This is a genomic window from Desertibaculum subflavum (assembly GCA_003576705.1).
In the GTDB taxonomy this organism is placed as follows: Bacteria; Pseudomonadota; Alphaproteobacteria; order Ferrovibrionales; family Ferrovibrionaceae; genus Desertibaculum; species Desertibaculum subflavum.
On the sequence record QOZS01000013.1, the window covers coordinates 68,355 to 82,499 of the forward strand.

General features: G+C 69.2%; 16 protein-coding genes. 1 reads left to right on the forward strand and 15 read right to left on the reverse strand.

Annotated elements, in window-relative coordinates; all coding sequences use genetic code 11:
• Nucleotides 1-19 precede the first annotated feature (19 nt).
• The 3 genes from ilvD to DT074_RS08980 all read right to left on the reverse strand — a co-directional run bounded on the left by ilvD (nucleotide 20) and on the right by DT074_RS08980 (nucleotide 3,268).
• Entirely contained in the window at nucleotides 20-1,744 is a 1,725-nt protein-coding gene (gene ilvD / locus DT074_RS08970) for a dihydroxy-acid dehydratase (protein ID WP_119419496.1), read from the reverse strand.
• 107 nt (nucleotides 1,745-1,851) lie between these two features.
• The gene (locus DT074_RS08975) at nucleotides 1,852-2,925 is read right to left on the reverse strand and encodes an FIST signal transduction protein (protein WP_119419497.1); all 1,074 of its coding nucleotides are present in this window, start codon (nucleotides 2,923-2,925) and stop codon (nucleotides 1,852-1,854) included.
• Between the two features lie 46 nt (nucleotides 2,926-2,971).
• On the reverse strand, nucleotides 2,972-3,268 hold the full coding sequence (locus DT074_RS08980) for a hypothetical protein (RefSeq protein ID WP_119419498.1): 297 nt from the start codon (nucleotides 3,266-3,268) through the stop codon (nucleotides 2,972-2,974).
• A 118-nt stretch (nucleotides 3,269-3,386) separates the two neighbouring features.
• Between DT074_RS08980 and DT074_RS08985 the strand changes: the two genes are divergently transcribed.
• On the forward strand, nucleotides 3,387-4,649 hold the full coding sequence (locus tag DT074_RS08985) for an FAD-dependent oxidoreductase (protein WP_119419499.1): 1,263 nt from the start codon (nucleotides 3,387-3,389) through the stop codon (nucleotides 4,647-4,649).
• Here DT074_RS08985 and DT074_RS08990 read toward each other — a convergent pair whose 3' ends face one another.
• The 12 genes from DT074_RS08990 to DT074_RS09045 all read right to left on the reverse strand — a co-directional run bounded on the left by DT074_RS08990 (nucleotide 4,650) and on the right by DT074_RS09045 (nucleotide 13,913).
• A complete protein-coding gene (locus tag DT074_RS08990; RefSeq protein WP_119419500.1) occupies nucleotides 4,650-5,741 on the reverse strand; it encodes a potassium channel family protein in 1,092 nt (363 codons plus the stop codon).
• Nucleotides 5,741-6,343 carry a pyroglutamyl-peptidase I gene (locus DT074_RS08995; RefSeq protein ID WP_119419501.1) on the reverse strand — a complete coding sequence of 201 codons (603 nt, stop codon included), beginning with the start codon at nucleotides 6,341-6,343 and terminating at the stop codon, nucleotides 5,741-5,743. Before DT074_RS08995 ends, DT074_RS08990 begins: the two co-directional genes overlap by 1 nt.
• A gap of 30 nt (nucleotides 6,344-6,373) precedes the next feature.
• Complete coding sequence (gene tenA / locus DT074_RS09000) at nucleotides 6,374-7,045, reverse strand: thiaminase II (RefSeq protein WP_368744553.1); 672 nt, start codon at nucleotides 7,043-7,045, stop codon at nucleotides 6,374-6,376.
• A gap of 4 nt (nucleotides 7,046-7,049) precedes the next feature.
• Nucleotides 7,050-7,244, reverse strand: coding sequence for a Fe-S cluster assembly protein IscX (gene iscX, locus DT074_RS09005; RefSeq protein WP_119419503.1), 195 nt, complete (start codon nucleotides 7,242-7,244; stop codon nucleotides 7,050-7,052).
• A gap of 22 nt (nucleotides 7,245-7,266) precedes the next feature.
• Entirely contained in the window at nucleotides 7,267-7,602 is a 336-nt protein-coding gene (locus DT074_RS09010) for a ferredoxin family 2Fe-2S iron-sulfur cluster binding protein (RefSeq protein WP_119419504.1), read from the reverse strand.
• A gap of 28 nt (nucleotides 7,603-7,630) precedes the next feature.
• Nucleotides 7,631-9,520 carry a Fe-S protein assembly chaperone HscA gene (gene hscA / locus DT074_RS09015; RefSeq protein WP_119419505.1) on the reverse strand — a complete coding sequence of 630 codons (1,890 nt, stop codon included), beginning with the start codon at nucleotides 9,518-9,520 and terminating at the stop codon, nucleotides 7,631-7,633.
• 2 nt (nucleotides 9,521-9,522) lie between these two features.
• The gene (gene hscB, locus DT074_RS09020; RefSeq protein ID WP_162914745.1) at nucleotides 9,523-10,158 is read right to left on the reverse strand and encodes a Fe-S protein assembly co-chaperone HscB; all 636 of its coding nucleotides are present in this window, start codon (nucleotides 10,156-10,158) and stop codon (nucleotides 9,523-9,525) included.
• An 80-nt stretch (nucleotides 10,159-10,238) separates the two neighbouring features.
• Entirely contained in the window at nucleotides 10,239-10,577 is a 339-nt protein-coding gene (locus tag DT074_RS09025) for a HesB/IscA family protein (RefSeq protein ID WP_119419507.1), read from the reverse strand.
• Nucleotides 10,578-10,586: 9 nt separating this feature from the next.
• Nucleotides 10,587-10,976, reverse strand: a complete 390-nt coding sequence (iscU, locus tag DT074_RS09030) for a Fe-S cluster assembly scaffold IscU (RefSeq protein WP_119419508.1) — start codon at nucleotides 10,974-10,976, stop codon at nucleotides 10,587-10,589.
• Nucleotides 10,977-11,020: 44 nt separating this feature from the next.
• Nucleotides 11,021-12,277, reverse strand: coding sequence for an IscS subfamily cysteine desulfurase (locus DT074_RS09035; protein WP_119419509.1), 1,257 nt, complete (start codon nucleotides 12,275-12,277; stop codon nucleotides 11,021-11,023).
• Nucleotides 12,278-12,297: 20 nt separating this feature from the next.
• A complete protein-coding gene (locus tag DT074_RS09040; protein ID WP_368744554.1) occupies nucleotides 12,298-13,437 on the reverse strand; it encodes a cysteine desulfurase family protein in 1,140 nt (379 codons plus the stop codon).
• 23 nt (nucleotides 13,438-13,460) lie between these two features.
• On the reverse strand, nucleotides 13,461-13,913 hold the full coding sequence (locus DT074_RS09045) for an Rrf2 family transcriptional regulator (RefSeq protein ID WP_119419510.1): 453 nt from the start codon (nucleotides 13,911-13,913) through the stop codon (nucleotides 13,461-13,463).
• Nucleotides 13,914-14,145: the final 232 nt, after the last annotated feature.

Below are 14,145 nucleotides of genomic sequence, written 5' to 3' on the forward strand. Positions count from 1 at the left end.
GGCGAGGTGACCGTCTGGATCACAAATCCGCGTAGACGTGGGTCTCGGCCTTGGCGCCGGGATGCGTCACCGCGCCCTTCTCGGCCGGGCCGACGAGCTGAGCATATTTCCAGAGCGCACCGGCATTGTAGTTGGTCTTGCGAGGGCGCCACTTCTTGGCGCGCGCCGCCAGCTCCTTCTTGGGGAGCTTGACGTTCAGCGTGCCCTTGGTGGCGTCGATCTCGATGATGTCGCCGTTCTTGAGCAGCGCGATCGGGCCGCCGACCGCCGCCTCCGGACCGATATGGCCGATGCAGAAGCCGCGGGTGCCGCCGGAGAAGCGGCCGTCGGTGATCAGCGCCACCTTCTCGCCGACGCCCTGGCCGTAGAGCGCCGCCGTGGTCGCCAGCATCTCGCGCATGCCGGGGCCGCCCTTCGGGCCCTCGTAGCGGATCACCAGCACGTCGCCGTCCTTGTACTTCCGCGCCTGGACGGCGGCGAAGCACGCCTCCTCGCTGTCGAACACGCGGGCCGGGCCGGAGAATTTGAGCCGCTCCATGCCGGCGATCTTCACGATCGCCCCTTCCGGCGCGAGATTGCCCTTGAGGCCGACCACGCCGCCGGTCTTGGAGAGCGGCTTCTTCACCGGATAGATGATGTCCTGGTCCTTCGGGATCTTCACATCCTTCAGGTTCTGCTTCAGCGTCTTGCCGGTGACGGTCATGCAATTGCCATCGAGCAGGCCGCCGTCCAGCAGCACCTTCATCAGCACCGGCACGCCGCCGATCTCGTAGAGGTCCTTCATCACGTATTTGCCGCCGGGCTTCAGGTCGGCGATGTAGGGCGTCTCGCGGAAGATCTTGCAGACGTCGTGCAGGTCGAACTTGATCCCCGCTTCGTGGGCGATCGCCGGCAGGTGCAGGCCAGCATTGGTGGAGCCGCCCGAAGCGGCGACGATCACCGCCGCGTTGCGGAGCGATTCCTTGGTGACGATGTCGCGCGGGCGGATGCCGCGGCGGAGCAGCTCCATCACCGCCTCGCCCGACTGGCGGGCATAGCTGTCGCGGCTCTCGAACGGCGCCGGCGTGCCGGCGGAGCCCGGCAGCGCAAGGCCGATCACCTCGGAGACGCAGGCCATGGTGTTGGCGGTGAACTGGCCGCCGCAGGAGCCGGCCGAGGGGCAGGCCGAGCATTCGAGCAGCTCGAGCTCCTCGTCCGACATCTTGCCGACGGCGTGCTGGCCGACGCCTTCGAACACGTCGACGATGGTGACATCCTTGCCGTGGAACTTGCCGGGCAGGATGGAGCCGCCATAGAGGAAGACCGACGGCACGTTGAGCCGCACCATGCCCATCATCACGCCGGGCAGCGACTTGTCGCAGCCGGCGATGCCGACCACCGCGTCGTAGCAATGGCCGCGCACGCAGAGCTCGATCGTGTCGGCGATCGCCTCGCGGCTGGCCAGCGAGGACTTCATCGCCTGGTGGCCCATGGCGATACCGTCGGTCACGGTGATGGTGGTGAACTCGAACGGCGTGCCGCCGGCGGCGGTGACTCCCTTCTTGGCCGCCTGGGCCTGGCGCGACAGGGCGATGTTGCAGGGCGCCGCCTCGTTCCAGGTCGACACCACGCCGACGAAGGGCTGGGCGATCTCCTGCTTGGTCTTCTCCATCGCATAGTAGAAGGCGCGCGCCGGCGCGCGGTCGGCGCCCACCGACACATGCCGGCTCGGCAGCTTCGCCTTGTCCCAGGTTCTCGCATCCATTCCGTCGTTCCTCCCGACCCTGAATTCCGGTTGCGCCGCAGGCCGGCGCGGGGCCGCGAGCATAATCAGGTCGGCCGCGCCTTCCTAGCCGGTCGGGTCCCGGCCGATCAGGTGAAGACGGAGAGCACCCCGGTATAGGTGTAGAGACGGGCCGAGGAGATCTCGCCGCCGGCGAAGAAGCCGACCACCGGCGCATCGCCCAGCGCCGCCTTGACGCGGCCGAGCTCGTGGCCGCCCTCGCCGAACAGATGCGGGCCACGGGCAACACAGCTGACATAGACGGCGCCCTTAGGCTTCCGGCCGTCGAGCCGCTTCTCGACATCGTCCAGCATGCGGTCGAGATCCAAGATCGCCGAATGCGCGTCGCGGGCGCAGAATTGCAGCCGCTGGCCCTGGCGCAGCAGGGCGCCGATGCCGAGCAGGCCGCGCTTCCGGTCGATCCCGGTGAAATCGCGCACCAGGTAATCCGGCCGGTCGGCATCGGCGATCGGCAGCGCGGCGGCGAGCGGGCGAGTCAGGATTTCCGGATCGGTCGCATGCGCGGCGCGCAGGTCGCTCTCCAGCACCGCGAGCGCCGGCTGGCCGTCGATCTCGATCGCGATGTTGCGGTCGCAGGCGGTCACTTCGTGCACGGGTCCGAACAGGTTGCAGCCCTGGGTCAGGCCGGTCGCCACCGCGACGGACTGGTTGAACAGCACGCCCGAGACCGGCTTGCCCGCCAGCCCGTCGGCGAAACGGATGCCGCCTTCAGCCGCCGCCGTCAGCCCGCCGACCAGGAAGGCGCCGGTCGCGTCCTCGAGCCGGGTCAGCTCCTCTGGCAGGCCCGGATCGGCGGGATCGGCATGCACGATGCCGAACCAGTCGGTGCCGGCGCGCGGCGCGCCGTCAAACACCTGGAAGGCGCCGGTCGGCAGGTCGGCCGCCATCGCCGCGATGGCGGGGCGGGCGAACAGCTCCTCGGCGCCGGCGGCGATGCCGGGCGCGACACAGCCGACCCAGTGCTCGATGCCCGTCTCGGCAGCCAGCCGGTCGCGGATCGCCACGGCGTTGGCCGTGTGCGTGTCCGTGAGGTAGAGGAACCCGAGCGTCGCCGGCCGCCGGACCAGGCCCGCAGCCACCTCGGCGACCGCCAGCGCCCAGTCCCGTTCGGTGGAGCAGCCGAAGGCGAAATCGTCGCTCATCGTCGTCCTCCGTCGATGGTGGCTTCGTCTGCGACCCGCGAGACGGTCAGAAGATCCCGCCGCTCCGCGTATAGCCCTTGGCCGACATGCATTCGTCGATCAGCCGACGCTCGCGGTTGCGGTACTCGGTCTCGAATTGCTGCCGCCGCAGGGTCGGCGAGAAGCGGTCATCCGGTCCGAGATCCTTCGACTGCTCGAACACGTCCTCGCGCCAGCGGATGTCGCGCCGGCTCTCATATTGCGCGAGCGCCCGGCATTCGCGCTCGTCGGTACGCGTCTGCTCGGGTGTGGCGCTCGCCCGTTGCCAGGCACCCCGGTCGGCACAGGCGGCCAGTCCTGCCACCGCGCACGCAAGCCATAGAATCTTTCGCATGTTGGATCAGAGACTAGTGCCCCGGGGGAAGCACGGCAAACGCGGTCGCGGGATGGACGCAAGCGGCCGCAACCGCTAGGCAGGGCGCATGCCGAGCGAGATCGCCCCTCGAATCGCCATCGTCGGCGCCGGGCCGGCCGGCCTCTATTGCGCCGACGGGCTCTCGCGCAACCTGCCGGAGGCGCGGATCGATGTATTCGACCGGCTGTTCGCACCGTTTGGCCTGGTGCGCTATGGCGTCGCGCCGGACCACCAGGGCACCAAAGCCGTGACGCGCCTGCTCGACCGCCTGATCGCCAAGGGCAATCCGCGCTTCCTCGGCCAGGTGACGCTCGGGCGCGACGTCGCGCTGGACGAGCTGCGCCGGCACTATCATGCGGTCGTGCTGGCGACCGGATGTGCCGTCGACCGGCGGCTCGGCGTGCCCGGCGAGGACTTGCCCGGCGTGATCGGCTCCGGCGCCTTCAGCCGCTGGTACAACAGCCATCCCGATGGCGGCACCTGTCCGGCCGAGCTCGGCGCCGTGCGTCGGGCCGCCGTGATCGGCAACGGCAACGTCGCCATCGACGTGGCGCGCCTGCTGGCCAAGTCGTCGGCGGAAATGGCCGCCAGCGACCTGACCGAGGGACCGCGCGCCGCCTTTGCCGCCTGTCCGGTCGAAGAGATCGTCGTTGTCGGACGGCGCGGCCCCGTCGAGGCGAATTTCACCACCGCGGAACTGGCGGAGCTCGGCCGCCTCGCGCGGGCCATGCCGGTCGTCGAGGCGGACGACCTGCCGACGGAAATCGGCGAGGCCGGCGGCGACCGCCGGACGAAGGAAGCCAATCTCGCGACCTTGCGCGGCTTCGTGGACGTTCCGGTCAAACCGGTGCGCATCCGCTTTCTGTTCCATCGCGCGCCGATCGCATTCGAGGGCTCGAGCCACCTGTCGGCGATCCGCCTGCGTCGCGCCGATGGCGGCGAGGAGAGCTTGCCGGTCGATCTCGCCGTCACCTGCATCGGTTATCGCGGCGAAGCGATCGACGGCGCGCCGTTCGATGCCGAACGCGGCATCGTTCCGAATGTCGAGGGGCGCGTGGCGCCGGGCCTTTACGTCGCAGGGTGGGCGGCGCGTGGCCCCTCAGGCGTCATCCCCACCAACCGCACCGACGGCATGTCGCTGGCCGGGCGGATCGCAGCGGATATCGCCGCCCTGCCGGCACCGGCGGATGACGGCGATCTCTTCGACCGGCTGCGCGAGCGCGGTGTCGCCGTCGTCACCTACGACGACTGGCATCGCCACGATCTGGCCGAGATCGCCACGGCACCGCAGGGTGCGCCGCGGCGCAAATCGCCCGTCCTGCTGCGCTGATCAGGCCAGCGCCCTGCGGACGCGCTCGGCCGCGTCGTGCTGGCCTTCGTGGGTGACCACGAACAGCGCGGCCGCTTCCACTGCCTTCCTGTCCACCGGGTTCATATGCACCTTGCCGGCGGCGTCCTGGAAGGCGAGCGGCGTGCCGATGCCGCCGCCGACCAACCGCATCACCAGATCCGTCCACTCGCCGCGCCAGGGCGCAGCGAGCTCCACCCGGCGGCATTCGTCGCCCTTGACCGTGAACAGGTCCTCGATGATCGCTTCCGAGCCCGGGGCCACCAAAGCGCGGACCAGCATGCCGGGATAGGCGCGCATCGGCCGCACGATGGAGCGCGCGCCGGCGCGGCGCAGCCGGGTACGGTCGGTGTCGTCGACGCATTCCGCCACGATCGGCGCCGTGCAGCCGGCCTGCACCAGCCGGTCCACCGTGTCGAAGGTCTCGCCGTCGCAGGCGGGATCGGATTGCGCGCGGGCCAGCACGAGGACGGCATGGGCCGCCTTCGCGTTGACCGCCGACAAGGCCTCGCGGTCGCCAGCGGCGCCGCTCCAATGCACGACGCCGAGATCGCCCAGCACCCGCGGCAGGGCCTGCTCGCCATAGCAGGTGGTGAGCAGCTGGATCGACTTGGTCGCGATATCCGGCGTCTCGCGGATGGATTCCACCAGCCGCTCGAAGAACGCCGTGGCATGCCGGTCCGGGCTGCCGATGACAAGGATGTGGTCTTGCATGTTCCACCTCCAGGCGCCGCGCAGCTTGCGGTCGGCCTGTTCCGTCTTGAGCTCGATCAGATCGTTCACTGCCTTGGCCAGCACGAAGATGGCGCCGGCATAGAGCAGCACCATGGTGGCGATGCGTCCTTCGACCGTCTTGGCGAAGAAATCGCCATAGCCGACCGTCACCACCGTGGTGGCGGTGAGCCAGACCGCGTCGAACAGCGGCAGGCCTTCCAGCAGCATCATCGCCGCGACATGGGCGATAAGGATCAGCACCAGGTAGAGGGCGAGCCGCGCGAAGCGGCGGTTGCCCTGGGCGACGAAGGTGCGATAGCGCCCGCTCTGCCCGCGCAGGCGGAAGAAGAAGGCGAGCATCAGGCGCCGGCGCCGGCCGCCGCCTGCAGCGCGGCACGCGCCGCCGCGACCAGGTCGTCGAGCCCGAGATTCGACTTCGCGGTCGGGTCGATCACCTGCGGCACATGCAGGAAGCCGATGCGCGTCGCATGGCCCTTGGCCGCCGCGTGATGCAGCGCCGCGTAGAGCACGTGGTTGCAGACATAGGTGCCGGCATGGTTCGACACCTCGACCGGCAGACCGAGTCGCCCGATCGCCGCCCGCATGGCGAGCACCGGCAAGGTCGCTGCGAGCGCAAGCGGCCCGCTCGTCACGATCGGCCGCGCCTCGGTGGCGAAGCCGGCATTGTCGGGCAGCGCGGTGTCGTCGAGATTGAGGCCGATGCGCTCGACGGAGATCACGCTGCGGTTGGACGCCACGCCGATCGAGAGCAGGAGGTCGGGGCGATGCGCGTCCAGCAGGCGGCGGATCTCGGCACCCGCCGCGGCGAAGACGGTCGGCAGTTCGGCGGTGACAAGGTCGAATCCGGCGACGCCTTCGGCGCCGAGCCTGCGCACGATCAGGCGCGACGGATTCTCGGCATGCTCACCGAACGGCTCGAAGCCGGTGACCACGACCTTCATGACGGACAGCCCCCCACTGGCTCTGGCCCTCTACAGACTCTGGTCGATCCCCATCTGCCAGAAACCCGCTTCCAGCCTACAGGCTTGCGCGAAGGTCTCCACCAGTTTCGGCCAGCGCGCCTCGGTCAGGCGGCGCGCGCCGAGACGCGCGATCTGCCCCTTCGCACCCTCGGCGACCTGCTGATACTCGGCCCCGGCATACATGGCGATCCAGGGCTCGTAGGGGTTGCCGGCCCGGCGTGTCCGTGGATCGGCGGCCAGCGCCTTGGCGATCTCACCATAGCCGATCACGCAGGGCGCCAGCGCCACCTGCAGGTCCAGCACGTCGCCCGCCATGCCGCGCTCCAGCACGAAGCGCGTATAGGCCATGGTGGCGCGCGCCTCGGGCTCCGCCGCCATCTGCGCCTCGCTCAAGCCCCAGCCGGCACAGAACTCGACATGCAGCTTCATCTCGACATTCAGGATGCCGTGCAATGCCGCCGCGGCGCCGCGCATGTCGTCGAGATCGTCGCCCTTGTAGACGGCCAGCGCATAGGCGCGGGCGAAATGGATCAGGAACAGATAGTCCTGCTTCAGGTAATGGCGGAAGCAGGCCTCCAGCAGCGTGCCGGCGGCCAGCTCGCGGACAAAGCGGTGTTCGGTATAGGCCCGCCAGTCGTACGCCGCGGCGTCGCGCAGGCGATCGAACAGCGGCGGGCTCACAGGACTAATCCCGCTCGTCGAGCCAGGCGGCCTGGATGGCTTCCAGGATCTTCTCGTTGGAGCGCTTGGGATCGTCGTCGAAGCCGGGCAGCGCGCAGACCCATTTGTGCAGATCGGTGAAGCGCAGGTTCACCACGTCCGCCTCGGGATGCGCCTCCTCCAGCTCGATGGCGATGTCGCGGATATCGGTCCACTTCATGGCGCCCCTCCCCGCCCGCCGCCTAGTCGCCGACCATCATGTTGCGGGTCGCCGCCGGCAGGGTGACAGTGAGGCCGTCCAGCTCCTCCGACATGATGATCTGGCAGCCGAGCCGCGAGGTATGGGTGAGGCCGAAGGCGAGGTCGAGCATGTCCTCCTCCTCCTCGGTCGCGTCCTTCAGCCGCTCGTAATCCTCCTGCGAGACGATGACGTGGCAGGTGGAGCAGGCGAGCGATCCTTCGCAGGCGCCTTCGAGATCGATGTTGTTGCGGTGCGCGATCTCCAGCACCGAGAGCCCGACCGGCGCGTCCACCTCGGTGCGCTTACCGTCCGGGCTGATGAAGGTCATCTTCGGCATAATTCGCTGTCGTTCCTCTCGGTCGAAACTAGTCGGCGGCGCCGCCCATACGGCGCTCGAGATCGTCGAGCGCCCGGCCGGAGAGCGCGGTACGGATGCCGCGATCCATCCGCCGGGCGGCGAATTCCTGGCTCGCCTGGTCCAGCGCCTCCTGGGCGGCGGCGATGGCATGCCTGTCGGACCCTTCTATGGCGCGGTCCAGCACCGCCGCCAAGCCCTCGATGCTGCCGCCTTCGGTCGCATCCAGCAGGTCTGCGTCCACCTTCAGGGCGGCCCGAAGGGCGAGCAGCAGGCGGCGGCCTTCCACCTGGGCCTCGACCAGCAGGCGGCGCTCCATGTCCTCGGCGCCGTGTTCCATGCTGTCGCGCAGCATGCCGATCATCTCGTCCTCGGTCAGACCGTAGGAGGGCCTGACCTCGACCGATTGCGAAACGCCGGTCATGCGCTCCTCGGCCGACACCGTCAGGATGCCGTCGGCGTCGACGGCGTAGGTGACGAGGATGCGCGCCGCCCCGGCCGCCATCGGCGGGATGCCGGTCAGGGTGAAGCGGGCGAGCGAACGGTTCTGCTCGGCAAGCTCGCGCTCGCCTTGCACCACATGGATCGCCATCGCCGTCTGGCCGTCCTGATAGGTGGTGAATTCCTGCGCCTGCGCCGTCGGGATCGGCGAATTGCGCGGCACCACCTTCTCGATCAGCCCGCCCATGGTCTCGATGCCGAGCGAGAGCGGGATGACATCGAGCAGCAGGGTGTCGGAACCATGCGTCAGCGCCTCCGCCTGCAGCGCGGCGCCGAGCGCGACCACCTCGTCCGGATCGATATCGCCGAGCGGCTCGCGCCCGAACACCTCGGCGACGCGCCGGCGCACCAGCGGCACGCGGGTCGAGCCGCCGACCAGCACCACGCCCTTGATCTCCGCCGAGGCAAGATCGGCATCGTGCAGCACCGCCTTGGCCGCCGCGATGGTGCGATCGACCAGCGGCGCGATCATCGCCTCGAATTCGGCACGGGCGAGCTTGTGGCGGGTCTTGGCTCGCGCGAGGTCGAGCTCGATCTCGGCTTGGCTCGCCTGCGAGAGCTGCTCCTTCACGCCGCGCGCGGCCTCCAGTAGCCGCTTGGCGTCGCCCGGCGCGAGCTGCGGGCCGCCACGCTCGGCGGCCAGACGCTCGGCGATCAGGTGATCGAAATCGTCACCGCCCAATGCCGCGTCGCCGCCGGTCGCCAGCACCTGGAACACGCCTTTCTCCAGCCGCAGGATGGAGACGTCGAAGGTGCCGCCGCCGAGATCGTAGACCGCGTAAGTGCCCTCGGCGCCCTTATCGAGGCCATAGGCGAGCGCCGCCGCGGTCGGCTCGTTGACCAGGCGCAGCACCTGCAGGCCGGCCAGCCGCGCGGCATCCTTGGTCGCGGTGCGCGCGGCATCGTCGAAATAGGCGGGCACGGTGATCACCGCCTGCGTCACCGGGCGGTCCAGCGCCAGCTCGGCGCGATTCTTCAGCGCGCGCAGGATATCGGCCGAGACCTCGACAGGGGTCACCACGCGGCCACCGACCCTGAGCCGCACCATGCGCTCGGCCTCGCCGGGCTCGACCGTGAACGGCAAGGTGCCGGCCAACGCCTTCACGTCACCGTATCCCCGGCCCATCAGCCGCTTGACGGAACGGACGACGCGGTCCGGATGCTCGCCGATCAGGGCCCGCGCCTCGTGGCCGACGACTGGCTGGCGGCCGTCGAGATAGGCGACAACGCTCGGCAGCAGCGCCTCGCCATGCATCAGGCGCAGCACCTCGGGCCTGGTGTCGCGCGCGATCGCCACCAGCGAATTGGTGGTGCCGAGATCGATGCCGACGGCGAGCTCGCGCTCCGCCTCGTGCGGCAGCGGCGTCTCGCCCGGCTCGTGGATTTCGAGGATCTGCATACTCACCGGTCGAACCTCCGACGGCGCTCGCGCGCCTCGTCGATCAGCTTGGCCGCGTAGCGCAGACGGAGCGCCAGCTTCTGGGCCGCGGCGAAGTCGCCGGCGGCGAAGGCGTGGCCGAGCTTCCGCTCCAGCGCCGCCGAATTCGCACGCGTCTCGGCCAACAGCGCGTCGACGGCGGCGGCGGCGGCGGCTTCCGACAGTCGCTCGCGCAGCTCCATCGCCTCCATCAAAAGCTCGGGATCGCTCACCGTCTCGGCGCCGTCGGCCCGCACCGGGCGGCCGGCCAGCGACAGCAGGTGCTCGGCCCGGCCGAGCGGGTCCTTCAGCACCTTGTAGGCCTCGTTCAGCGCGGTCGCGTGGCGCAGCGACAGCGCCTTCTCCTTGGCGCTCCGGGCCGCGAATCGGTCGGGATGGAACTGGCGCTGCAGGGCGAAGTAGCGCCGCTCCACATCGGTTGCATCGATGTCGAAGCGGGGCTCGAGGTCCAGCCGCGCGAAGTGGTCGCCGGCGACCGGTTCCTGCACCAGGCCGCAAGTCGGGCAGAAGCGCTCGCGCGCCGGCACCGGCCCACGGCAGGACCAGCAGGCCCTGACCGCCTGCGCCTCTCCTCTCGCTGTCGCTTCCGCCGTGGTCACTTCACCGGCTCCTAATGCAGGCGGGGGACCGTGCCGGCCACGGCCCCCCGCGATTTGGTCCATTCGCCCAGCCCTAAGGGCTAGACGTGGAAGGATTCCCCGCAGCCGCAGCGACCCTTCTCGTTCGGGTTCGAGAACACGAAGCCCCGCTTCAGCTTGTCCTCAGTCCAGTCCATGGTGGTGCCGAGCACGAACATCAGCGCCTTGGGATCGATCAGGATGGTGACGCCGCCCGCCTCCACCACCTCGTCCCACTTGCCCTTCTCGTCCGCGTATTCGAGCGTGTAGGAGAGCCCGGAGCAGCCCTTGGTGCGCACGCCGATGCGCACGCCCGCCGAAGGCTTGCCGCGCTTGGCGAGCAGCGCCTTGACGTGCTCCGCCGCCGCCTCGGTGACCGTGATCGGTGCCGGTAACGCCATGGTGGCCCCTCAGGCCTTGCCGTCGCGCTTGGTGCGGAAATCGGCGATCGCCGCCTTGATGGCGTCCTCCGCCAGCACCGAGCAATGGATCTTCACCGGCGGCAGCGCCAGGTGCTGCGCGATCTCGGTGTTCTTGATCTTCTCGGCCTCGTCGATGGTCTTGCCCTTGACCCATTCGGTGACGAGGCTGGACGAGGCGATCGCCGAGCCGCAGCCGAAGGTCTTGAACTTGGCATCCTCGATGATGCCGTCGGCGCCGACCTTGATCTGCAGCTTCATCACGTCGCCGCAGGCCGGTGCGCCGACCAGGCCGGTGCCCACGCTGGTATCGCCCTTGTCGAGCGAGCCCACGTTGCGCGGGTTCTCGTAGTGATCGATCAGCTTTTCGCTATAGGCCATGACACGCTCCCGATGCGTTTAATCTTGTGTTTCCGTTCGACCGATCAATGGCCGGACCACTCGATCGACTTGAGATCGATGCCCTCCTGGGCCATTTCCCAGAGCGGGCTCATCGAACGCAGCTTGTTCACCTTCTCGACGATGGTCTGCACCGCATAGTCGACTTCCGCCTCGGTGGTGAAGCGGCCGAGGCCGATGCGGATCGAGGTATGCGCCATCTCCTCCTCGACGCCGAGCGCCCGCAGCACGTAAGAGGGCTCGAGCGAGGCGGAGGTGCAGGCGGAGCCGGACGACACGGCAAGGTCCTTGATCGCCATGATCATGCTCTCGCCTTCGACATAGGAGAACGAGAGGTTGAGGTTGCCGGGGATGCGCTGCTCGCGATCGCCGTTCAGGATCACCTCGGGCACCTGGTTCATGATGCCCTGGTAGAACCGGTCGGCCAGCATGCGCAGGCGCTCGTTCTCGGCGCCCATCTCGCGCTCGGCGATGGCGCAGGCCTCGCCGAGACCGACGCAGAGCGGCGGCGACAGCGTGCCGGAGCGGAGGCCGCGTTCCTGCCCGCCGCCGGAGAACAGCGCCTCGAGCCGCACGCGCGGCTTGGAGCGGCGCACGTAGAGCGCGCCGATGCCCTTCGGCCCGTAGATCTTGTGGCCCGAAATCGACATCAGGTCGATGTTCATCGCCTCGACGTCGAGCGGGATCTTGCCGGCGGCCTGCGCCGCGTCGGTGTGGAAGAAGGCGCCCTTCTCGCGGCAGATCCGGCCGATCTCGGCGAGCGGCTGGATCACGCCGATCTCGTTGTTGACCGCCATGATGGAGACCAGCGCGGTCTTCTCGGTCACCGCGGCGCGGAGCTCGTCGAGGTCGATCAGCCCGTTCTGCCGGACCGGCAGATAGGTGACTTCGAAGCCCTCCTGCTGCAGGTGGCGGGCGCTGTCGAGCACGCATTTATGCTCGGTATTCGCCGTGACGAGGTGGTTGCGCTTGCCCTTGTAGAACCGCATCACGCCCTTCAGCGCGATGTTGTTCGATTCGGTGGCGCCGGAGGTGAACACGATCGACTTGGCGTCGGTACCGATCAGATGCCCGACCTGGGCGCGCGCCTTCTCCACCGCTTCCTCGGCATCCCAGCCGAAGGAATGGCTGCGCGAATGCGGGTTGCCGTACTTCTCGGTGAAATACGGCATCATCGCGTCGAGCACCCGCTTATCCATCGGCGTGGTCGCCTGATAGTCGAGGTAGATCGGCAGCTGGATGTTCGGCTTCAGCTTCGCTGCGGTAACCTGGGTGTCGTTCATCGACCGGTGCTCCCTCGATTTCAGGCCGCGGCGCGCGCGGGACCAGACCCGGCGCTGCGCGCGACGAATGTGGTCCAGGCGTCGGCCATGCGCTCGCCGTCCGCCGCTTTGCTGTTCCAGCCGAAGCTGATGCGGATGGCGGCGGTCGCAGCCGCTTCCGTCGCCCCCATGGCGCCGAGCACATGGCTTGCCTGCACCTTGCCGGAAGAACAGGCGGCACCCGCGCTGATCGCGATACCGGCCAGATCCATGGCGATGACCTGGGTCTCCGACTTCTGGCCGGCAAGGCTGACACAGCTGGTATTCGGCAGCCGCGGCGCATTCTCGCCCCAGACGACGAGGCCGGGCATCGCCGCCTTGAGCCGTGCTTCCAGGCCATCGCGCCAGGCTCGCGTCGCCTGCAGGCGCGCGGTCGTGTCGCCGATCAGCTCGGCCGCCGCGCCGAAGCCGGCGATGCCGGGCAGGTTCTCGGTGCCGCCGCGCAAGCCGCGCTCCTGTCCCCCGGCGACCAGCGGCGCGATCTCGCTTCCCGACGCCAGGACCAGCGCCCCGACGCCCGGCGGCCCACCGATCTTGTGCGCGCTGACGCTCGCGCTGTCGGCGCCGAGCGCGGCAAAATCGAGCGGGATCTTGCCGAAGGCCTGCACGGCATCGCAGTGCAGCCGTGCGCCGTGCCGCCGTGCGGCCGCCGCGATCTCCGTGATCGGCTGGATCACGCCGGTCTCGTTGTTGGCCAGCATGACCGCGACCAGGACGGGCTTCGGCGCCTCGCCCAGCAGGCGCTCCAGCGCCGCCAGATCGGCCACGCCGTCACGCGTGACGGGAAGGATGAAGACCGGCAGGCCGCGCGCCTGCGCGGCGGCCCGCACGCTCTCGTGCTCGATATCGCCGACGATCAGGCTCGCTGCCGGCAGGCCGCGCAGCGCCAGATGATTGGCCTCGCTGCCCCCCGAGGTGAACACGACATCCGCGCCGCCGGCGCCGAGCGCCGACAACACGGCCGCACGGGCGTCCTCGACCAAGCGCCGCGCCGCACGCCCGGCGCGATGCACCGAGGACGGATTGCCGCCGGCTTCCGCCGCCGCGACCATCGCCGCCAGCGCTTCGGGCCGGATCGGCGTCGTCGCGTTGTGATCGAGATAGGCGATGTCGGTGTTCACGGGACGAACCTCGCGGGCCTGCCTCAGGCCGCCTGCGACACCGAGGCCGGCCCCTGCAGGGTCAGCACCCGGCGCTCGACCACGTCGGCGAGCGAGACCGAGTTGAGATAGAGATGGATATGCTGGCCCAGCGCCTCCCACAGGTCGTGGGTCAGGCAGCGCCCCGGATTGCCCTGGCATCCACGGCCGCCGTTATCGGCACAGGCGGTCGCCTTGAGCGGCTCGTCCACCGCCAGCACGATATCGGCGATGCGGGTGTCGTCGGCGCCGCGCGCCAGCACATAGCCGCCGCCCGGGCCGCGCACGCTCTTGACCAGCCCGCCGCGGCGCAGCTTGGCGAAGAGTTGCTCTAGATAGGAGAGCGAGATCTCCTGCCGGGTGGCGATATCGGCCAAGGTGACCGGCCGGCCGGCCGAATGCACGGCCAGATCAGCCATTGCCATGACCGCATAGCGGCCTTTGGTGCTCAACTTCACGGCGCGACCCCGACCAGCGCCCCGTGCATCGCCGAAAACCTTGAAACGGCGAGGCTCGGATCGCTATCTTGCGGCAACGGCGAAGGCCGGCCCGATGCCGGAGCGCCGATTGCCTGTCTGGAAGGATACCTAGGATTCCCGACTGGGCTAGTCAAGTATCGAGTCGCCATCCATTGTCACGGCAATGACTTACGGGGTCTGCAAACCCCACTGCGTCGATGGGCTTTCTGCC